General features: G+C 39.7%; 20 protein-coding genes. 17 read left to right on the plus strand and 3 right to left on the minus strand.

Going from position 1 to position 21,336, the window contains the following annotated elements; genetic code table 11:
* Position 1: 1 nt before the first annotated feature.
* The 3 genes from ACXACJ_RS12410 to ACXACJ_RS12420 all read left to right on the plus strand — a co-directional run bounded on the left by ACXACJ_RS12410 (position 2) and on the right by ACXACJ_RS12420 (position 4,030).
* A complete protein-coding gene (locus ACXACJ_RS12410; protein WP_475134727.1) occupies positions 2 to 1,135 on the plus strand; it encodes a mechanosensitive ion channel family protein in 1,134 nt (377 codons plus the stop codon).
* Between the two features lie 82 nt (positions 1,136 to 1,217).
* The gene (gene trkA / locus ACXACJ_RS12415) at positions 1,218 to 2,558 is read left to right on the plus strand and encodes a Trk system potassium transporter TrkA (protein ID WP_475134728.1); all 1,341 of its coding nucleotides are present in this window, start codon (positions 1,218 to 1,220) and stop codon (positions 2,556 to 2,558) included.
* Complete coding sequence (locus tag ACXACJ_RS12420) at positions 2,558 to 4,030, plus strand: TrkH family potassium uptake protein (protein WP_475134729.1); 1,473 nt, start codon at positions 2,558 to 2,560, stop codon at positions 4,028 to 4,030. Before trkA ends, ACXACJ_RS12420 begins: the two co-directional genes overlap by 1 nt.
* A gap of 76 nt (positions 4,031 to 4,106) precedes the next feature.
* Here ACXACJ_RS12420 and ACXACJ_RS12425 read toward each other — a convergent pair whose 3' ends face one another.
* Positions 4,107 to 4,337: a heavy-metal-associated domain-containing protein gene (locus ACXACJ_RS12425; protein WP_475134730.1), complete on the minus strand. Its 231-nt coding sequence runs from the start codon at positions 4,335 to 4,337 to the stop codon at positions 4,107 to 4,109.
* Between the two features lie 68 nt (positions 4,338 to 4,405).
* Between ACXACJ_RS12425 and ACXACJ_RS12430 the strand changes: the two genes are divergently transcribed.
* The 4 genes from ACXACJ_RS12430 to ACXACJ_RS12445 all read left to right on the plus strand — a co-directional run bounded on the left by ACXACJ_RS12430 (position 4,406) and on the right by ACXACJ_RS12445 (position 10,891).
* On the plus strand, positions 4,406 to 5,632 hold the full coding sequence (locus ACXACJ_RS12430; RefSeq protein WP_475134731.1) for a DEAD/DEAH box helicase: 1,227 nt from the start codon (positions 4,406 to 4,408) through the stop codon (positions 5,630 to 5,632).
* 154 nt (positions 5,633 to 5,786) lie between these two features.
* The gene (locus tag ACXACJ_RS12435; RefSeq protein ID WP_475134732.1) at positions 5,787 to 8,255 is read left to right on the plus strand and encodes an ABC transporter permease; all 2,469 of its coding nucleotides are present in this window, start codon (positions 5,787 to 5,789) and stop codon (positions 8,253 to 8,255) included.
* Positions 8,256 to 8,432: 177 nt separating this feature from the next.
* Entirely contained in the window at positions 8,433 to 9,683 is a 1,251-nt protein-coding gene (locus tag ACXACJ_RS12440; RefSeq protein WP_475134733.1) for an ABC transporter permease, read from the plus strand.
* Positions 9,680 to 10,891, plus strand: coding sequence for an ABC transporter permease (locus tag ACXACJ_RS12445; RefSeq protein ID WP_475134734.1), 1,212 nt, complete (start codon positions 9,680 to 9,682; stop codon positions 10,889 to 10,891). Before ACXACJ_RS12440 ends, ACXACJ_RS12445 begins: the two co-directional genes overlap by 4 nt.
* Before the next feature lie 90 nt (positions 10,892 to 10,981).
* Here ACXACJ_RS12445 and ACXACJ_RS12450 read toward each other — a convergent pair whose 3' ends face one another.
* Together ACXACJ_RS12450 and ACXACJ_RS12455 are read right to left on the minus strand one after the other, a co-directional pair.
* On the minus strand, positions 10,982 to 11,713 hold the full coding sequence (locus ACXACJ_RS12450) for a hypothetical protein (protein WP_475134735.1): 732 nt from the start codon (positions 11,711 to 11,713) through the stop codon (positions 10,982 to 10,984).
* A gap of 132 nt (positions 11,714 to 11,845) precedes the next feature.
* The gene (locus ACXACJ_RS12455; RefSeq protein WP_475134736.1) at positions 11,846 to 12,691 is read right to left on the minus strand and encodes a M28 family metallopeptidase; all 846 of its coding nucleotides are present in this window, start codon (positions 12,689 to 12,691) and stop codon (positions 11,846 to 11,848) included.
* A 303-nt stretch (positions 12,692 to 12,994) separates the two neighbouring features.
* Here ACXACJ_RS12455 and ACXACJ_RS12460 point away from each other — a divergent pair, with 303 nt between their 5' ends.
* The 10 genes from ACXACJ_RS12460 to trpA all read left to right on the plus strand — a co-directional run bounded on the left by ACXACJ_RS12460 (position 12,995) and on the right by trpA (position 21,277).
* Positions 12,995 to 14,404: an anthranilate synthase component I family protein gene (locus ACXACJ_RS12460; protein WP_475134737.1), complete on the plus strand. Its 1,410-nt coding sequence runs from the start codon at positions 12,995 to 12,997 to the stop codon at positions 14,402 to 14,404.
* Positions 14,405 to 14,562: 158 nt separating this feature from the next.
* Positions 14,563 to 15,138: an anthranilate synthase component II gene (locus ACXACJ_RS12465; protein WP_475134738.1), complete on the plus strand. Its 576-nt coding sequence runs from the start codon at positions 14,563 to 14,565 to the stop codon at positions 15,136 to 15,138.
* Positions 15,139 to 15,180: 42 nt separating this feature from the next.
* Complete coding sequence (locus tag ACXACJ_RS12470; protein WP_475134739.1) at positions 15,181 to 15,558, plus strand: four helix bundle protein; 378 nt, start codon at positions 15,181 to 15,183, stop codon at positions 15,556 to 15,558.
* Positions 15,559 to 15,585: 27 nt separating this feature from the next.
* Entirely contained in the window at positions 15,586 to 16,572 is a 987-nt protein-coding gene (gene trpD, locus ACXACJ_RS12475) for an anthranilate phosphoribosyltransferase (protein ID WP_475134740.1), read from the plus strand.
* Positions 16,573 to 16,623: 51 nt separating this feature from the next.
* A complete protein-coding gene (gene trpC / locus ACXACJ_RS12480; RefSeq protein ID WP_475134741.1) occupies positions 16,624 to 17,430 on the plus strand; it encodes an indole-3-glycerol phosphate synthase TrpC in 807 nt (268 codons plus the stop codon).
* A 116-nt stretch (positions 17,431 to 17,546) separates the two neighbouring features.
* Complete coding sequence (locus ACXACJ_RS12485) at positions 17,547 to 18,140, plus strand: phosphoribosylanthranilate isomerase (protein ID WP_475134742.1); 594 nt, start codon at positions 17,547 to 17,549, stop codon at positions 18,138 to 18,140.
* Positions 18,140 to 18,685, plus strand: a complete 546-nt coding sequence (locus tag ACXACJ_RS12490; RefSeq protein WP_475134743.1) for a hypothetical protein — start codon at positions 18,140 to 18,142, stop codon at positions 18,683 to 18,685. The genes ACXACJ_RS12485 and ACXACJ_RS12490 overlap by 1 nt, the downstream gene beginning before the upstream one ends.
* Before the next feature lie 129 nt (positions 18,686 to 18,814).
* Positions 18,815 to 19,243: a GNAT family N-acetyltransferase gene (locus ACXACJ_RS12495; protein ID WP_475134744.1), complete on the plus strand. Its 429-nt coding sequence runs from the start codon at positions 18,815 to 18,817 to the stop codon at positions 19,241 to 19,243.
* Positions 19,244 to 19,247: 4 nt separating this feature from the next.
* The gene (gene trpB, locus ACXACJ_RS12500) at positions 19,248 to 20,429 is read left to right on the plus strand and encodes a tryptophan synthase subunit beta (protein WP_475134745.1); all 1,182 of its coding nucleotides are present in this window, start codon (positions 19,248 to 19,250) and stop codon (positions 20,427 to 20,429) included.
* Positions 20,430 to 20,503: 74 nt separating this feature from the next.
* Positions 20,504 to 21,277: a tryptophan synthase subunit alpha gene (gene trpA, locus ACXACJ_RS12505; RefSeq protein WP_475134747.1), complete on the plus strand. Its 774-nt coding sequence runs from the start codon at positions 20,504 to 20,506 to the stop codon at positions 21,275 to 21,277.
* The last annotated feature ends 59 nt before the right edge of the window (positions 21,278 to 21,336 follow it).

The raw sequence follows: 21,336 nt of genomic DNA on the forward strand, positions 1-21,336 counted from the left end.
CATGGAAGGTTACGAACAGCTGGTTGAGTATATAAACTCAAAAGTTCCATTTTTAGGTGAATCCATTAATTTTCTGAACGTCAGCATTACGACTACAGAAATCCTTCTTCCCATTATTTTTTTGATCGTCACTAATTTTCTGGGCAACCTTATTAGGATTGTTCTTATCAACAGAATTCTGGCAAGGTATATTCACGATCGAAAAACCATTCTTTCTATTGGGAATACTACAAAATATGTAGTGCTGGTTGTGGGATTGGCCGTGACTTTGGCCGCCATTGGCTTGGACAAAAACCTCAACTACACTTTCAACAAAGGTTCAGAGCACCCCATCAGTTTATTTTCGTTGGTAAGAGCGATTTTCTTTCTGTCCATACTCATCTTTTTAAGCGGAAAGTTTAAATCGATCTTCGTTGGTCAATTTATGAAGCGCTACACCGAGGACATCGGAGTAAGTCAATCCATAGGCACCATTATTCAATACGTGGTAATTTTAGTCGGAGGAATTATCATAGTTCAGGGGACCATTGGAAATTTGGGTTCTTTAAGCGTTTTAGCAGGAGCTTTAGGGGTAGGTATTGGTTTCGGACTTCAAAATATTGCTAACAACTTCATTTCTGGATTAATCATTCTTTTCGAGCGCCCCATTAAAGTAGGCGACAGAATTGAAGTGGGCAACATCAATGGAGACATCGTTCGTATTTCTTCCAGAGCTACTACGGTAAATACCAACGATAATATCGCCATCATTATTCCAAATTCAGACTTCATCAGTAAGCAAGTTATCAATTGGAGCCACAACGATCGTAATATTCGTTTCCATATTCCTGTAGGCGTTTCGTATAATGAAGACCCAGCAACCATAAAGAAAATATTATTAGATGTTGCCAATAGGCATCCCGATGTTTTGCAAAATCCAAAGCCAGATGTTCTCTTTATTGAATATGGCGACAACTCTTTAAACTTCGATTTAATGGTTTGGACAAGCACTTATATCAATAAACCAGTAGTGCTCAAAAGTCAGCTGTATTATCTCATTTTTGAAAAATTCAAAGAACACAATGTAGAGATTCCTTTCCCTCAAAGAGATATTCACATAAGATCGGGTTTGGAGGGAACTCAAAAAAGCCAGTAAACGTTTTCAGCTAATCCACAAAAAACGTTACTTGCACCCCGACTTTTTTCAGTAACTTTGTAATGTTTTGTATTAGAAAGCAATGAGGGTAATTATAGCTGGGGTAGGTAATGTTGGCTTTCATTTAGCCAAGCTTTTATGCAATGAGGGTCAAGACATTGTTCTGATCGATCAAGCTCAAGAAAAACTTAAGTATGCTGCAAATATTGTAGATGCATCTACAATTAAAGGCAATTCCACTTCATATAGTGTTTTGGAAGAAGCTGGCGTTTCAGAAGCAGATTTGCTGATTTCCGTAACCAATTCGGAAGACGCAAATATTGCTACTGCCATCATAGCCAAGCACTTAGGAGCCAAACGTACAGTGGCTCGTATTTCCAACACCGAATTTCTTTACCAAAAAGATAAGTTAAACCTAAAGCATTTAGGTATAGACGATATCATTTCTCCAGAATCTCTGGCTGCTCGTGAAATAAAGCGATTGTTAAAGCAGGTCGCCCTTACCGACAGCTTTGAATTTGAAAAGGGACTGCTCTCTCTTATTGGAGTGAACATTGAAGAAAACAGCCCTCTGAATGGAAAAACCATGCTAGAGGTAGCTAAGATCAACCCTGAACAGAAGTTCATGACGGTAGCCATTCTGCGTCATGACGAAACGCTAATTCCTTACGGAAATACTCGCTTTGAAGTAAACGACCACGCTTATTTCGTAGCTCAACCTGACGGTGTTGAAAAACTTCTATTCTTAACGGGTAAGAAAAAAGAACCTGTAAAAAGTCTAATGATTTTGGGAGGTTCGCGTGTGGGTTTCCATGCCGCTAAAATCTTAAGTGGCCGATACAATATCAAAATCATTGAGCGCGATCCGCAGAAATGTTTTGAGCTGGCAGATCAACTACCAGATGTCATGGTAATCAATGGAGATGGTAGAAATGTTGATTTACTACACGAAGAAGGCATTTCCGACATTGATGCATTCATTGCCGTAACTGGTAACTCTGAAACGAACATTATTTCTTGCCTTGTGGCCAAGAATAATGGTGTTAAGAAGACAATCGCCATGGTAGAAAACATGGACTACATCCATTTATCTCAAAGCATTGGAGTAGACACCATGATCAACAAAAAGCTGATCGCTGCGAACTTTATCTTCCGTCATATTCGTCAAGGAGAAATTGTTTCTATTACCAGTATTCACGGTGTAGATGCCGAAATTCTTGAGTTTGAAGTGAAAGAAGAATCCAAAATCACGCAACACGAATTAAGAAACCTACAATTCCCTAAATCCGCCATTATTGGTGGTGTAATTAGAGATGGTCAAGGTTATACAACACCTGGAGATTTCAGATTCCAGCCTAAAGACCGCGTTGTGGTACTTTCTAAACCAGAATGTATCCATAAGGTAGAATCGTATTTCATCTGATGGGGGGGGCCAAATCAAAATTCAACATTAAGGTAATTGCCAAAATTCTCGGCATTCTACTTTTAATGAATGCTGCCTTTATGGTGCTTTGCTTGCCTGTTTCACTCTATCATGACGAAAACGACTGGCTGGCCATTTTATTAGCAGCAGCAACTACGGCCCTAACAGGAGGAGGATTTTATCTATTCACTCGCCATTTACCCGATAGAGATTTAAAAAAGAAAGACGGTTACCTGATTGTAACTTTAGGTTGGATTTTCATGTCCATTTTTGGTGCTTTGCCTTTTGTTTTTAGCGGAAGCATTCCCAACTTCACCAATGCCTTTTTTGAAACCATGTCGGGCTATACGACAACTGGCGCTTCAATTTTAAACGATATTGAAGCTGTTCCAAAAGGCATTCTTTTCTGGCGAAGCCTTACTCAATGGATTGGAGGTATGGGGATTATCGTGCTTGCTGTTGCTATATTGCCTTTCTTAGGTATTGGGGGCATGCAGCTTTTTGTAGCCGAAGCGCCAGGCATTAGCCCAGACAAACTTCAACCCAGAATTCAGGACACTGCAAAAAGACTTTGGTTCATTTATGTTGGGCTTACCATTGTTGAAACTCTACTGCTTTATGCTGGAGGGATGAGCCTTTACGATGCTGTCAATCACTCTCTGACGACCATGGCAACAGGTGGTTTTTCTACCAAAAACGCCAGTGCGGCCTATTACAACAGTCCATTCATTCAATATGTGCTGATCGTATTTATGTTCTTGGCAGGAACCAGTTTCACCCTGACTTATTTTGCCTTAAAAAGAAATTTCAAAAAGGTTTTCAGCAACGAAGAATTCATTGTCTATAGCCTTTTTACCATAGCCATTACCGTAATTGTAACGGTTGCTGTGGTTGTAGTTACTGACAATAGCCTCGAAAAATCCTTCAGAGACTCATTGTTTCAAGTAGTTTCTTTGATTACCACAACAGGTTTTGTTTCAGCAGATTATACGGCTTGGGCTCCATTCCTTACCGTTCTGTTCTTTATACTTTTGTTAGTGGGTGGTTCTGCGGGCTCTACTGCTGGAGGTATTAAAATCATCAGGCACGTGGTTCTTTTTAAGAATTCCTTTCTTGAACTGAAAAGACAACTTCACCCTTCGGCCGTTATTCCTGTTCGTATAAGCGGAAAAGCAATTGAGCAGAGCGTTGTATTTAATGTTCTAGCTTTCACTATGATTTATATTCTTATTTTGATTCTGGGAGTCATTTTACTCTCAAGTATGAACGTGGATTTTGACACCGCTTTTGGTGCTGTGGCCACAAGTTTAGGGAATGTTGGGCCAGGTATTGGCGATGTTGGGCCGGTTAATAACTTCTTCGGAATTCCAGCTCCCGGCAAATGGCTACTTTCTATTCTGATGCTTTTGGGAAGATTAGAGCTATTTACCGTTTTGATGCTCCTTTCACCACATTTCTGGAAAAAAAATTAAATCTCGAGTATTGAGTAATAAAAACCCTGAAAGAATTCAGGGTTTTTATTTAATTCCTTTTTGAGATCAGAGAAGATCATCTTCCAAATAATCCCTTCTTTTTCTTTTCTGCGGTATAACCAGCCTCTTTCACAAGCTTCTCAACCTCTTCTTGATCAAGGTTTTCGCCTGAAACGGTCAAGAATCTATCCTTACTACTTAAGTCAACCGACCAATCTTCTACAGTTTTGGCCTCATCTAAGAATGGTTTTACTTTAGAAAGGCACATTCCACAGTTAATATTGGTTTTATATACGGCTTTTTTCATTTATTTTTCGCTTTAAATAGAACTCGGGAGAGTAAAACGACTCAACTCGACATAAAGATAATTTACACTTGACATTTAAAGAACTTAAGCTCCACGAAAGTGTGCTGGAAGGTTTGGCCGCTATGGGTTTTGAAAACCCAACTCCCATTCAAGAACAAGCCATTCCTGTCATCATTGAAAATAAAGACCTGATTGCGGTAGCCCAAACCGGGACGGGAAAAACAGCAGCCTTTCTTTTACCTATTCTTCACAAAATATGCGCTGAAGACATTCCTGATGGTGAAATAAACACGCTCATCATTTGTCCTACTCGCGAACTGGCCGTTCAAATTGATCAGCAACTGGAAGGTTTAGGGTATTTTACTCCGGCTACTTCATTGCCAATTTATGGTGGTGGCGATGGCGATGGTTTTGCGAGAGAAAAGAAGGCATTGACCACAGGAGCGCATATTATTGTTGGCACACCTGGCAAATTGATTTCGCACTTGAACTTGGGCTATGCTAAAATCGACAGGCTTCAGCATTTAATTTTAGATGAAGCCGATAGAATGCTCGACATGGGTTTTTACGATGATTTGATGCGCATCATCAACCATTTGCCTAAGAACCGACAAAACTTAATGTTTTCGGCTACCATGCCTCCAAAAATTCGCAAGCTGGCCAAAGATATTTTAGTAGAACCTGAAGAAATCAGCATTGCGGTTAGCAAACCAGCGGAAAAAGTAACTCAGGTAGCCTTTGTTACTTACGATCATCAGAAAATCGGCTTGGTAAAACATCTGCTACGTTATAACGATATCCCAAGCTTGATCATTTTTGCTTCTACCAAAATCAAAGTTCGCGAACTGACCAAAGAACTTCGTAAGGAAGGAATGAATGCTAAACCTATTTCTTCTGATTTGGAGCAAAGCGAACGCGAGGAAATTTTAAGGGAATTCAAAAGTCGAAAACTCCCTATTTTGGTAGCAACGGATGTAATTTCGAGAGGAATTGATATCGACAACATCGACATGGTGATTAATTACGATGTACCCAATGATGCTGAAGATTATATTCACCGAATTGGAAGAACAGCCAGAGCGTCTTCTGAAGGTGAAGCCGTGACTTTTGTGAATGAAGATGACATGTTCAAATTTTCAAAAATAGAACAGCTCATTGAAAAAGAAGTTCGCAAAATTCCTCTTCCAGAATTTTTAGGAGAAGGTCCCGAATACAATCCAAAAACCAGAGTTAGAAAAGGAAAACCAGGTGGTTTTAGAAGAAAACCCAACGGCCGAAGAAAGAACACCAAATGATTTGTTTCTGATTTAGAAACAGATTTCAGCAAGATTTGATAATCGCCCAATGGGATAAAAATCCATACAGGGCGAAAATCAAAACGCTCACCATTTTTTGTAACTACCTGTTTCATAGTTTTTTGATCTTCATTTTATCAAAACTCAAAACACTATGAACAATTTTATCATCGCCACACGAGTATTGCTGAAAAGCAAATTCTACTCGCTCATCAATATTCTGGGTCTGGCAGTGGCTCTTTCCGTTGCCATGATCATTTTTCTTTACGTTCAACACGACCTCAGTTACGACAAGCAACACAGCAAACATGAGCAAATCTATCGTGTTGATTCTCGCTTTAACTTTAATGGAAAAGATGACAATTATGCCCTCGCTTCTCAATTTCTTCCTGAGGCACTCAAACAAGACTACCCCGAAGTAATTAATTATGTGAGGTTCCGTTTTGCGGGAAAAATGCTTTTTGAAGTCGGAGATAGAATGTTTTATGAAAACAACCTCTACTATGCTGACTTTTCCCTGCTCTCGGTTTTCGATTACACATTATTGGAAGGAGACCCGCAATCGGTTTTAGATGAACCCAATTCTATCATTCTAACAGAATCCTTGGCTAAAAAACATTTTGGCAACACCGATGTATTAGGTCAAGTGATGAAAACCAAAGCTGGTCAGTATAAAGTGACAGGGATCTTGGCAGATTTACCAGACAATGTGCACATGCCTTTTGAAGGCTTACTTTCTTACAGAACTTTGGAAGTTGCTCAGGGCGATTTACCCGACCTTCAAAAGCAAGGAGGATTATGGTCGCCAAGTGATTTTGTTTACATCCAACTTCCAAAAGAATTTGAGCCACAAACTTTGCTCAACAAGTTTCCTGAGTTCTACGAAAAACACATGGCTCCCATTGCTAAAATGGCCAATTTCAATGGCTCATTTTCAGCTGGTTTAACTCCCCTAGCAGATATACACTTTGATGCCCACCCTCCACAATTCGATTTAGCCACAGGCAACCGAACTTACTCATATGCCTTTACCGCCATTGGTATTTTCATTCTAATTCTAGCCTCCATTAATTATATGAATTTGGCATCGGCAAGGTCAGTTGGCCGTTCCAAAGAGGTTGGAATTCGCAAAGTACTGGGTTCTTCCCGAGGAAAGTTAATTGGCCAATTTTTAAGTGAGGCCATCATCATTGCTTTACTGTCACTCATTTTGGCTTTTGGCCTAACCGCACTTTTGGTCAATGGATTGGGCACAGAAAACCTTATGGGCAAATCCCTAGTTTTTTCACCCTTTGCAAACCCATGGCTGATTTGGGGATCACTTTCCATTACACTTTTAATCGGTATGCTTTCTGGCATTTATCCAGCTTTCTATCTTTCCGCTACTTCTACCGTAAGAGCGCTTAAAGGTGCTGCCAAAAGCGGCCCAGGCAGCATGGCCATGCGAAAGGTCTTGGTCGTTTTCCAATTTTTTATCTCAGTCGGTGTCATCACTTCTACCCTCTTAATGAAGTATCAAATCGAGTTCATTAATGATAAAGATTTGGGATTCAACAAGGACAACATGGTTATTATTCAGCTTGAAGATACTTCGCTAAATAGCCGCTTGGAGTTTATGAAAGCGGAATTAATGCAAAATCCCAATATCACCGGAGTAACGGATGCTATTGTTGTAGGCGGTGACACCAACTTGGGAAATAACTTGCTTGGCGCTTCACGCTCTCTAGTGAAAATCGAATCAGCCGATTCGGTAACAACAGATGAAACTTATCCTGTTCTATTTGTGGGTGATGACTACATTCAGAATATGAATATGGAATTGGTAGACGGCCGAGGTTTCGACAAGAATCTTCCGTCTGATCAAACACAAGGCGTGATTGTAAATGAAACCATGGTGAAAGAAATGGGTTGGGCCAATCCTATTGGAAAAAGTATTGGATTCTCATTCCAAAACCCCTTGCCTAAAGTAATTGGTGTTGTAAAGGATTTCAATGCATTTTCGCTTCATACCGCTGTAGAGCCAACCGTTATTTTCCATAAAAACACAAGCCCATTTTTCAGAACTCAGCCAGGTTGGATTACTTCCTTACACATTCATATCAATGGCGAATCGACCAGAAATGCGATGGATCATATTGAAGCTGTAATGGCTGAACAAAACCCGAATAAGCCATTTGAATATAGATTTTTGGACACCAGGGCTGAAGAGCTTTATAGAAATGACGTTAGACAAAGTAAGTTAACAGGGCTTCTTTCTTACATATGTATTTTCATTTCTTGTTTAGGTTTACTCGGTTTAGCATCGTTCAGCACTTCTCAAAGAATTAAAGAAATCGGGGTTAGAAAAGTTTTAGGAGCCAATATTAATCAATTGGTTTACTTGATCTTCAAAGACATACTTTGGTTGGTGGTTATTGGTTTTGTGATTTCAATTCCCGTTACCTACTATGTGATTAACCAATGGCTTCAAGTCTTTCAATACACCATGAATCTTACGGAAACCTTGACCATATCCGCCTTGATTTCAGGAATAATTGCCATTCTTATTGCTTTTCTAACGGTAAGTTTCCATTCCATAAAAGCAGCAAGTCAAAATCCTGTTCGGGCACTTCGCTACGAATAACACTGAAAGTCTGTACGAATCCGTTCAAAATCCAGTGCGGATTCGTACATTTTCTCCATTTAGCTTGAAACTTACCCATTGACTATGAATGGCTTACATTCAAAATAAGTCTTTGGCATACTTCATGGTCACAAACCGCTGGATTGAACCGTCCATACATTAACTAAAGCTAGCGACATGAAGAGCATAACTTACGCCATTCGCGTTCTCCTGAAAAACAAGTTTTATTCCTTTCTGAATATTTTTGGACTTGCCATTGGTTTGGCTGTGGCGATGATTATCCTCTTATATGTTCAAAGCGATTTAACATTCGATAAACATCATGAAAAACATGAGCAAATCTATCGACTGGAATCACGTTTCAAAATCAATGGAAAAGATGACGAGTTTGCTTTAACGTCTTTTGTTTTGGCCGAAATGATGGCTGAAGAGTACCCTGAAATTCAAAATTTCACAAGATTCATGAATGCGGGCCGTCAGCTTTTCAGATTGGGCGATAAGAACATTTACCAAGACAACCTCTACTATGCAGATTCTTCAATCTTTCATGTTTTCAGTCACGAATTTATTTCTGGCGACCCTGCCACAGCTTTGGTAGAGCCGCGCAGCATTGTACTTACGGAAACAGCTGCTAAAAGGATTTTTGGAAGTCAAGAACCTATGAATCAGGTTCTGGAAACTGACAGAAATAATTTTAAGGTAACCGGTGTAATCAAAGATTTACCAGATAACCTTCACCTCACTTTTGAAGGATTAATTTCCCTTTCAACGGTCACTTCAGGCCAGCCTCCTCTTAGCAACGATCAAAAAGCACAGCAACTTTGGAATATCTCACTTTACTCCTATTTGGTGCTTCCTAAGAACTTCGATGTTCAAGCCATTTATGAGAAATTCCCCGATTTTTTCGAGAAATACATGGAACCTTTAGCCCGTCAAGCTGGCTTAGGCGATTCCAATTTCCGACCTAGACTGGTGCCTTTAACCGATATTCATTTCAATTCTAAAGTTCAATACGACTTACCCACGGGAAACAAGGCCTACACCCGTTCTTTTACTGCCATTGGAGTTTTCATTCTGCTTTTGGCTAGTATCAATTACATGAATTTGGCTACCGCAAGAGCAACTAACAGAAGTAAAGAAGTTGGGGTCAGAAAAGTACTCGGCTCAAGCAAAGGTAAACTACGAAGTCAGTTTTTGAGCGAATCTGTAGTAATCACTTTTCTCTCGTTATTGTTGGCCATCTTGATGGTTAATATTTTCATTCATGGCACCAATTTGAACGATCTTCTCGATAAAGATTTAAAATTAGATTTTGTACATAACCCACTTTTACTCTGGGGCTCGCTTGGCGTAACTGTCCTTATCGGATTATTCTCAGGATCTACCCTGCATTCTACCTTTCCGCCATTTCAGTTTTGGTGGCTATGAAAGGCAGTGTAAAAACAGGCCCAAAAAGTGTTTTTCTTAGAAAGATCCTGGTTGCTTTTCAGTTCTTCATTTCCATTGGTGTGGTGCTTTCTACCTTGCTTATGAATAACCAAATCTCTTTTATGAGAGATAAAGATTTAGGTTTTAATAAGGACAACGTAGTTCTAATTCCCACTCAAGACACCACGGTTCGCAACAGAATAGAATTCATAAAGTCAGAATTGATGCAGAACCCTAACATTGTAGGCATCACCGATGCTTTTGGGGTTGGAGTTGGCCAAAACGTTGGAAATAGCCTTTTAGGTGCAGGAAGACAATTGTTGAATGTAGATCAGGAAGACAATACCTTAACACAAGACACCTACAATGTTTTACGTGTAGGAAAGGATTATCTTAAAACCATGGAAATGGAAATCGTTCAAGGTCGCGATTTCAATGAAGATATGCCTACAGACATCACTCAAGGGGTAATTATTAATCAGGCTGTTGTAGAGAAAATGGGTTGGGCCGACCCGATCGGGAAGCGGGTCTCTCCTATCGGGCTTGCTGAACCAGCTAGAGTTATTGGTGTAGTTAAGGATTTCAATGCGTTTTCACTTCATGTTGAAGTAGAACCAACCGCAATTTATCGATATCAAATCCAAGGGCCTTCACCTAATGCCCTGCCAACTTTAATGGTTCATATAAAAGAAGGAACGACCAAGAAAACCATTGACTTCTTAGAAAATAAGTTTTCGCAATTAGATCCGAAACATCCATTTGAATATCAGTTTTTGGACACTCAGGCCGACCAGCTTTACAAAAGCGACCAGAAACAAAGTAAGCTAACTGGAATCCTTTCTTACATCTGTATTTTAATTTCCTGCTTGGGCTTATTGGGCTTAGCTTCTTTCACAACTGCCACACGAATCAAAGAAATTGGGGTAAGAAAAGTATTGGGAGCCTCTGTCCTTCAACTTGTATTTCTTATCTTTAAAGATATAATGTTTCTGGTAGTGATTGGCTTTGTGATAGCCACACTAGTCGCCTACTACCTCATAAACAACTGGTTAGAAGTATTTGCTTACAGAATGAATCTTCAAGAAGTAATTATTGTAGCTGCGGCCGGTTCTGGTCTTTTAGCACTTTTGATTTCTTTCGTTACAGTAAGTTTTCATTCGCTAAAAGCAGCGCAACAAAATCCTGTTAAGGCCTTGCGCTACGAATAAACTCACAATCAAACTCAACACAACGAAAACGGCTGCCCATTTTGAGCAGCCGTTTTTATTTTGACCATTAGAAGATTATCTCACTATTATTTATCGATTATCTGCTTTAAAGTAATAAACGCCTTTCAGATCATTGTAAATAAAGATGTGTTGAGCAAAGTCGTTGAATTTTGGTTTTTCTTTTAAATCCCTTACCATTTCTGGAGCATCCGAAAACATATCTCCGAAGAACTTTTCATAAGATGCCTTTCTTACGATTTCCGCCTTTCCCCCATCTTTCACAACCAAATAAGTCCTGTGTTCTCCCCCTAATACTTGAACACCTCCTAGTCGAACGGGCATTGAACGTGATCCATATGGATGATTGTATACCTTGATATGCTGGTCAAAGCCTGGATTTAACAATTGTAACATTCCATACTTTCCCTTTCTTCTTGGCAGAAGCTGAGCATCATAAATTATCCAATCACGTTCCAAAATTGATTCAAAATCCGTATTCACGACTTGACGAATGCTCAAAGTATTATCTGAAATTGCTTCTATTTTGGCAAAAGTGCCAGGTTGTGTGGCAAAACGGACAAGGTCTTCTGCTTTGAATTTGTGAACAGCCCCTTCTTTATCAACAATGTTAATGCGTTTAATAAAGCCGTTTGATTCTGTGGCAGACCTCAATTTTCCAGCAATACTATCACCGGATTGAGTGATCACATAGCAAGGTTTATTACTGATAAAAGTTGTGTAAGGAGCAAGAAAGTCTTGAGCCATAACTGGTGAGCCCAAGCCTAATAATAAAATGAGAAATGATAATTTGAGTTTTTGCATGGTTAAAAGTGTTTCTCCTACATTGACAATTAAAATGCCAGAAATGTAAACATTAGAATCAAAATAATTTAGCCTCACCCTATCACAAACCACTGAATATCAATTGATTTCACACCATACACTTACTCAATCCTACCTCATCAAATCTTCAAATACCTTCTCGACATAAGCGGTAATTGTAGTCAAATAATCAAAATTGATGGTTTCGTAAGTATCGGTTGGTTTGTGGTAATGAGGCGTGGTATCTCCATTTTTATATTCTTCTGTAATGCCTGTAGCGTTAAAACCAGCCCTACGGAAAGAACGATGATCAGTAGAAGTTACGGTCGACATCTGAATCGGAAATTCATATCCAAAATCCTTAGCCACTTTTAGGTAATGATTTTTTATCTCCTCTGTTGGCATCTCCAATTCGATTCCTTTGTCGCCATCATTATCCCAACCAAGCTGGTCTACGGTGTGAACGGAAATCACATGGAGTTGCTCGTCAACCAATTTTTGAGCATAGGCCTTGCTTCCTACCAACCCTTTTTCCTCTTCATCAAAGAAAACCACTTTCATGTTGTACTTACGGTTAGGCAATGACGCTATATGTTTGGCGACAGCATACACCAAAGCCACTCCAGAAGCATTGTCGTTAGCACCAGGGCAATCCTTCACACTATCATAATGAGCACCAAAAACAATCCATTCGTCACTGCCAGTAGTTGACTTTATGGTACCAACTACATTGTTTCCCGTTTCGCTATAATGTTCGATTTCGGTTTGATCGCAAAAATCAGCAAGTTTTTCTTTAAGAAATTCAGCGGCAATCTCTCGTGATTCTTGCGCATTTCTATCTTTCAGTGTTACACCCGATTTTATAGCAGAATACCCAGTAAGTTTTGATAGAATTTCTACTTGATCAGGGTTTTGATAAGCGAACGACTGAACTGCGAAAAAAGTAAATAGAATGAAAAATAAGGAATTGCGAAGCATACATTTTTGTTAAAAGTCCAACATCAAGCTGACTTGTCAGCCATATATCAAACTTACTGAAGTCAGTCTTTAATTCTTTTACCAAATCTGTAAATTCTCAAAATTCCATTTGCTTTAAAAAAATCCTTTCCTAGATTTGAGCCATCAAATGAAGACAAACAGAGTACATAACGCATGGTGGTGGCACGTAACTAAACTCAGTTAACGTGAACGATCGCTTTATGTAAAATCCAAAATATAGATTCAAAAAAGCCCGCAGTTCATGCGGGCTTTTTTCGTTTTAGGCAGTTTAACCAAAGAAAAATGAGCAAGGTGAAACTAAATACTACTTATCAAAAACTACTGGCCGATACCGTAACGCCAGTGAGCATTTACCTGAAATTGAGAGACAAATTTGAGAACCCAATTTTGTTGGAAAGCTCCGATTACCATGGCAATGACAACAGTGCCTCTTACATCTGCTGCGATCCTTTGGCCAGTTTCAAGTTGAAAGATGGCCAGCTGACCATCGAAATGCCAAATCAAACCGAGGTTTCTAAAAACATTGAAAATCACGAAGTGGCCGAAGAACTCAATGCTTTTGCCCAAAGTTTTGAATCAGATAAGAATGACTTAAAACTGATCAATAATGGCTTGTTCGGCTATATTGCTTACGACTCGGTAAAGTATTTTGAAAACATTTCAGTAAACGAAAACAAAGCCGATCAATATGGCATTCCCGATATGCTTTATCATGTGTATCGCTATGTAATCGCCATCGATCATTTCAAAAATGAGCTTTACGTTTTTGAACATACACCAGAAGGTGAATCGCCAAAAGGCTTGGAAGCGATTGTCAACTTGGTGAATAACAAGAACTTTCCTTCTTACGAATTCAAAACTACGGGCGAAGAAGAATCAAACTACACGAATCAGGAGTTTTTGGACATCATTCAAACGGGAATCAATCACTGCCACAGAGGCGATGTTTTCCAGATCGTATTATCCAGAAGGTTCCAAAAAAGCTTCAAAGGAGATGAATTCAACGTTTATCGAGCCTTGAGGTCGATTAACCCTTCGCCTTACCTTTTCTACTTTGATTATGGCAACTTCAAAATTTTTGGTTCTTCACCAGAAGCTCAATTGGTAATCAACAACAGAACCGCCACGATTCACCCCATAGCGGGCACTTTTAAGCGCACAGGAAATGACGAAGCCGATGCAGAATTGGCGAAAAAACTGCATCAAGACCCGAAAGAAAACTCGGAACACGTAATGCTAGTGGATTTAGCGCGCAACGATTTGAGCCGTGCAGGTTCGAATGTTCAAGTAGATACTTATAAGGAAATCCAATACTATTCTCACGTGATTCACTTGGTTTCCAAAGTTACCGGAACCTTAAATGAGGATGTGCTTTCAACTGATATGGTAGTAGGTACTTTTCCTGCTGGAACGCTTTCCGGAGCCCCAAAAGTGCGCGCTATGCAATTGATCAACGATAATGAAACCACACGCAGAGGCTATTATGGAGGTGCAATCGGATATATGGGCTTTGATGGAAACTTTAACCATGCCATTATGATTCGCTCATTCCTTAGCAAAAATAACCGACTTCATTTTCAGGCAGGCGCTGGTGTGGTAGCCAAATCCAATACCGAATCTGAATTGCAGGAAGTAAACAACAAACTGGGAGCCTTGAGAAAAGCCATTGAAATGGCAGAAGGGATTCGATGATTCAGTATATAAGGCAACAGGAGAACAGGAATCAGTTACAAAGGGAAAAGCAATCAGGCAATGAAAACACTAAATGGTTACGTCAATTACTTGATCAAATCAAAACGGTCAAACCCTGATAACTGATATACTAATCCCTTATAACGGAAAAGAAAACAATGAAAATACTTGTACTAGATAATTACGATTCATTCACCTACAACTTGGTGCATTACCTCCGAGAACTGGGGCACGGCAGTCAAATGGAGGTTTTTCGAAATGACAAAATCAGTCTTGAGGCTGTAGAAGCATACGATAAAATTTTGCTTTCTCCAGGCCCCGGAATTCCAGAAGAAGCTGGGATTATGCCGGATTTGATTAAGCAATATGGAGCGACTAAAAGTATTTTGGGCGTTTGCTTGGGGCATCAAGCAATTGCAGAAGCTTATGGCGCTGAATTGTACAACATGCCTGAAGTGCTGCATGGCGTATCGAGCAAAGTGAAAGTGACCAAAACTGATGACCGTTTATTTCAGGGAATTCCTGAAGAATACACCATTTGCCACTACCACAGCTGGAATGTAAATAAGGAAAAACTTGGGAATGAAATCGACATCACTGCAGTTGATGAATTCGGAGAAATCATGGCCATTAGCCATAAGCAATTCGATGTAAAGGGCGTGCAATTTCATCCTGAATCAATTATGACTGAGCATGGACACAAATTGTTAGAGAATTGGATTAATGAGTCTTAAGGAAACAGGAATTAGTCAAACAGTGAATCAGAAATAAGGGCTATGAAAAGCTTTAAAGAATTAGAAGCGTGGAAAAAGGCGAGAGAATTAAGAAAGGAAATCTCTGTTTTGACAAGGTCTTTTCCTCAAGACGAAAAATATAAGCTTACAGATCAATTATTGAGGGCTTCTAGGTCGGTAACCGCAAATATTGCGGAAGGATATGGAAGATTTCATTACCAAGAAAACATCCAGTTCTGTCGAGTGGCCAGAGGATCGCTTACGGAGATTCAAGATCACTTGACTGTCGCACTCGATGAAAGATACATAAGTGCAGAAATGGAGTCACAATATGACCAACAAGCTGAAGAATGTATTCGAATTGTGAATGGTTACATCAATTATTTGATCAAATCAAAACGGTCAAACCCTGATAACTAATTTCTGATATCCTGATAACTGAAAAGAATGAAAGAAATACTGAATCAACTGATAGAATATAAATCACTGGACAGAAACACTGCCAAGGAAATCTTGACGAATCTGGCACAGGGAAAATACAACCAAAGCCAGGTGGCCGCCTTTCTTACGGTATATCTTATGCGAAGCATTACTGTGGAAGAACTGGAAGGTTTTCGAGATGCGATGCTAGATCTGTGCGTTCCTGTTGAAATTCCAGAATACGATGCTATCGATCTATGCGGAACAGGTGGAGATGGAAAAAACACGTTCAATATTTCCACATTGTCATCCTTTATCGTTGCTGGAGCTGGGCAAAATGTGGCCAAACATGGCAACAATGGCGTTTCTTCCGTTTCGGGTTCTTCTAACCTTATGGCGCATTTTGGCTATGAATTCACCAATGACATTGGCAAACTAAAGAAGAGTTTGGATGAATGTGGAATCTGTTTTTTACACGCTCCACTCTTTCACCCAGCCATGAAAAACGTAGCGCCAATCAGAAGAGATTTAGGTGTAAAAACCTTCTTCAATATGCTCGGCCCAATGGTAAACCCTTCTTTCCCGAAAAAACAATTGGTGGGGGTTTTCAGCTTAGAACTCGCTCGTTTATACGGTTATCTCTATCAAAAAACGGATAAGCAGTTTGTGATTCTAAATGCTTTGGACGGTTATGATGAAATTTCTTTGACAGGCGCCTTCAAAAAAATCACGCACAAGGATGAAGAAATTGTTCAGCCTGAAGATTTAGGCTTTTCAGAAATTAAAGCTGAAGCCATTTTCGGAGGAGAAACGGTAGAAGAATCGGCTAAAATCTTCGAAAACATATTGAAGGGAGAAGGCACAAAAGCTCAAAACGAAGTAGTGATTGCCAACTCGGCCATGGCCTTGCAATGCGGTAAAGATTACAGCACCGAAGAAGCCATTGAACGAGCTAAAGAATCATTAGAGTCGGGTAAAGCCCTAAAAACATTTAAAAGAATTTTGGAATTATAAGAAGTCCATAGTCGATAGCTTTTAGCCATTGACCATTGACCATTGACTGACATGGATATACTACAGAAAATAATCGCACAAAAGGAAAAGGAAGTAGCAGAGAAAAAGAGTTCGTTCCCAACCAAATTATTAGAGCAAAGCACCTACTTTTTAGGTAAGCCGGTTTCTCTAAAAAAATATTTACTGAGAGAAGATAAATCAGGCATTATTGCAGAATTCAAGCGTCAATCGCCTTCAAAAGGCATCATAAACGCGCATGCAAAAGTAGAAAGAACCACGATTGGCTATATGCAAGCAGGCGCTTCGGCTCTTAGCATTTTAACGGATAGCGAATTCTTCGGAGGTAAAAACGAAGATCTTTCTACAGCCCGAAAATTCAACTTCTGCCCTGTGCTCCGCAAAGATTTCATCATAGATGAATACCAAATTGTGGAAGCAAAATCGATTGGAGCAGACGCCATTCTATTGATTGCAACAGCTTTGGAGCCTCAGAGATTAAAAGAATTGGCGGCTTTCGCTAAAAGCTTAGGTCTGGAAGTGTTAATGGAAGTTCATAGCGAAGAAGAATTGGAGCCAAATTTAACTCCTGATTTGGATGTAGTTGGTGTAAATAACCGCAACTTAAAAACATTCGAAACTACGGTAGAAACTTCTAAAGCACTGGTAGACAAAATCCCGAATGACTTTGTGAAAATATCTGAGAGCGGCATTAGCGATCCTGCAACCATTGTGGAGCTAAAAGCCATCGGTTACAACGGTTTCTTAATTGGTGAAACCTTTATGAAGTCAGGCCGACCAGAGCGAGCTGCCGCTGAGTTCATTGAAGCTCTACAAAAGCAGCTTATTGTAAATCGATAAGCCATAAATAAAGTAAAGAGAAAGCAGAAAATCAGGATGTTTTGGAACCTTAAGTCTGAATTGGAATTTGCTTTAACTGATAACCGATAACCAAAATGAAGCTAAAGGTCTGCGGCATGCGAGAAAGCACCAATATCAGTCAATTACTTGAATTGAAACCTGATTATATGGGCTTTATTTTCTTTGAAAAATCAAAGAGAAATGCTGCTGAAATACTGAATGCCGGTTTGTTAAAATCATTTCCTTCAACAACTCAAAAAGTAGGTGTTTTTGTAAATGCTGAGATTGATTTTGTTATTGAAAAAATCGAGGATTTTTACTTGGATATGGTTCAGCTTCACGGAGACGAAAGCCCGTTGTTTTGTGATCAGATTAAGTCTAGAGGCATTAAAGTAATCAAAGTATTTTCCGTTGGAGAAAGTTTTGATTTCGAACAATTAAGGAATTACCAAGACAGTGTTGACTTCTTCCTTTTCGACACAAAAGGTAAAGAACGAGGAGGCAACGGGGTGGCTTTTGATTGGAAACTGTTGGATGCCTATGAAGGTCAAAAACCCTACTTTTTAAGCGGAGGAATTGACCTTGAAAACATAGAATTCATCGGTAAGCTTAAAACTCGACCTTTCGCTATTGATGTCAATTCAAAATTTGAAATCGAACCTGGTTTAAAGGATGTTGAGAAAATTAGAGTATTAAAATCCAAACTGTAATGAGCAAAGATTTTAAATATGGCAATCCTAATTTAAGTCCAAGAGAAAAGGCAATGAGCCTTTTTTATCCCAAAACTCGAAAGCCAGTAAATTTTAGTTTTCTAATCATCGGATTAGTAGCCATTTTATTTTCGATACTTACGATTTATACGGGAATAACTGGCCTCAATTATGGCCCTATAAATTATATATTCTGGTATCAATACTTATCTATTCGAATTTTGACTGTAGGCCTAATAGAATTCATCGGTTGTTGTCTTTTCCTTAAACTCAAAACTGTCGGTTGGGCGCTTTTGTCCAGTATTTACTTTCTTAGTTTAATTGATTTTTTGATAGATACATCTAATCAATTGGCTATTGAAGATATGAATGTGGTAGTATTGGTTCTGACTAAAAAGGTTGTTGAAATGATTTTTCTTGTCTATCTCTTTTTTGGAAGGCCAGCAAAAATCTTCCAACTCAATACAAGATTAAGGTTAATTCCTTTGGTCGGTGCCATATTGTTCTTTATAACAGAAAAAGTTGTGCTGTTTTTGACTTTATAAGATGGACTATGATTGTAAAATCTGATTTAGTATCGTCATTGCGAGGGTATGGACAGTCATTCTGTGCCGAAGCCTCGGGAGTTTCAGTATCTCTTTAAGAAAGAAAAAAAGTAGAATAAAAAATAAGCATTGAAAACGGAGTATTACATATCAACAGACAAAGCAAAGCTGGATATTCCTTTGATCCATGGCATTTTGAGCAAGGCTTATTGGTCGGAAGGCATTCCTATGGAAACGCTGACCAGAGCCATCGAAAACTCCATCTGCTTTGGCGCTTTCAATGAAGCTGGAAATCAAGTAGGTTTTGCCCGAGCTATAACTGATAAAGCCACTTTTGCCTATCTGGCTGATGTTTTCGTATTACCTGAGCACAGAGGCTCTGGGATTTCAAAACGTTTGATGGAGGCCTATGCCGAACATCCAGATTTACAAGGACTCCGGAGGCATCTGCTGGCTACCCGAGATGCACACGGTCTATATCAGCAATTCGGATTCACGCCAATATCTAATCAGAATTTGCTCATGCAAAAGCACAACCCTGATGTGTATAAAAACTAAAGAAATGAAAATACAAGTAGATAAAAACGGTTATTATGGCAATTTTGGGGGGGCTTACATCCCTGAAATGCTGTATCCTAACGTGGAAGAACTAAGGGAAAACTATGAGCAAATCATAGCTGACCCAGCATTTCAACAACAGTTTAACCAACTGCTTACCGATTATGTAGGTCGCCCTACTCCTCTCTATTTGGCCGAAAGGCTTTCTGAAAAATATGGTGCTGAAATTTACTTAAAGCGCGAAGATTTATGTCACACAGGAGCTCATAAGGTAAACAATACCATTGGCCAAATTCTACTGGCGCAAAGGCTAGGCAAGAAGAAAATCATTGCCGAAACAGGTGCTGGGCAACATGGTGTGGCTACCGCTACGGTTTGTGCACTAATGGGCGTGGAATGCATTGTTTATATGGGCGAAGTAGACATGGCTCGTCAGCGACCTAACGTGGAAAGAATGCGAATTCTGGGTGCGGAAGTTCGACCTGCCAAAAGCGGAAGCAAAACTTTAAAAGATGCTACAAACGAGGCCATGCGTCACTGGATCAACAACCCTACTGATACTCATTACATCATTGGTTCGGTAGTTGGCCCTCATCCTTATCCTGAAATGGTTGCCCGCTTTCAATCGGTAATCAGCAAAGAAATTAAAGCACAGTTGCTTGAGAAAAAAGGTACTGAAAAGCCAGATTATGTAGTCGCCTGCGTGGGTGGTGGAAGTAATGCTGCCGGTGCTTTCTACCATTATTATAACGAATCGGATGTAAACCTTGTAGCCGTAGAAGCTGCTGGTTTGGGAAATGATTCCGGTGAATCTGCTGCAACTACGGTACTCGGTAAACCAGGGATTCTACACGGAAGCCGCACCCTTTTGATGCAAACAGAAGATGGCCAAGTGGTTGAGCCATACTCTATTTCCGCAGGCTTGGACTACCCAGGCATTGGCCCTGTCCATGCCCATTTATTTGAGTCGGGACGAGGAACATTTTACAGCGCAACAGACGAAGAAGCAATGACCGCGGGCATTCAATTAAGTCGTTTGGAAGGAATTATTCCGGCCATTGAGTTGGCACACGCCTTGGCTGCTCTTGAGAAAATGAGCTTTAACAGTTCTGATGTGGTAGTCGTAAATCTTTCGGGCCGTGGCGACAAAGACCTTGAGACTTATATCAAATGGGGAAAGTACTGACAAGTAGTGGGTACTGAGTATTGAGTACCTAGACTTTCTCAATACTCAGTACCCTAAACTCAATACCAATTAAAATGAACAGAATAGATAAATTATTTAAGGCTAAAAAGAAGCGGATATTGAACGTGTATTTCACAGCGGGTTATCCCGAGTTGAACGACACCGTGAACATTATGCAGAGCTTGGAACAAGCAGGAGCCGACTTAATTGAAGTAGGCATTCCTTTCTCAGATCCTGTTGCAGACGGCCCAACCATTCAAGAGAGTAATGGTATAGCGCTTAAAAACGGCATGACCTTGCACATCTTGATGGAGCAACTGAAAGGAATTCGAGAAAAGGTAAATTTACCGATTGTGCTTATGGGGTATTTGAACCCTATTGTTCAATATGGAATTGAAGCCTTTTGTGCAAAATGTGAAGAAATTGGCATTGACGGACTGATTCTGCCCGACCTGCCCATGTTTGAATATCTCGAGGTCTACAAACCCATTTTCGATAAACATGGACTGTACAACATCTTCTTGATTACACCGCAAACTTCTGAAGCGCGTGTTCGGGAAATTGATAAGAACTCCAACGGTTTCATTTATATGGTTTCATCAGCCAGTGTTACAGGAGCCAAATCTGGAATCAGTGAAGATCAGACCGCTTATTTCGCCAGAATCAAAGCCATGAATTTGCAGAACCCAACTTTGATCGGCTTCGGTATTTCCAATGCAGAAACTTTCAACAAAGCCTGCGAAAACGCGAACGGAGCCATTATTGGAAGTGCATTTATTAAAGCCATTTCCGAAGAAGGAAACTTAGATGAAAACATAACTGGTTTTGTGAAATCCGTAATTGGGTAAACTGTAAATCAGTATTGAGATTCAAAAATTAGGACGAACGTTAAAAAATAAAGTCATAG

The organism is Roseivirga sp. AWQ4_251, assembly GCF_056158225.1.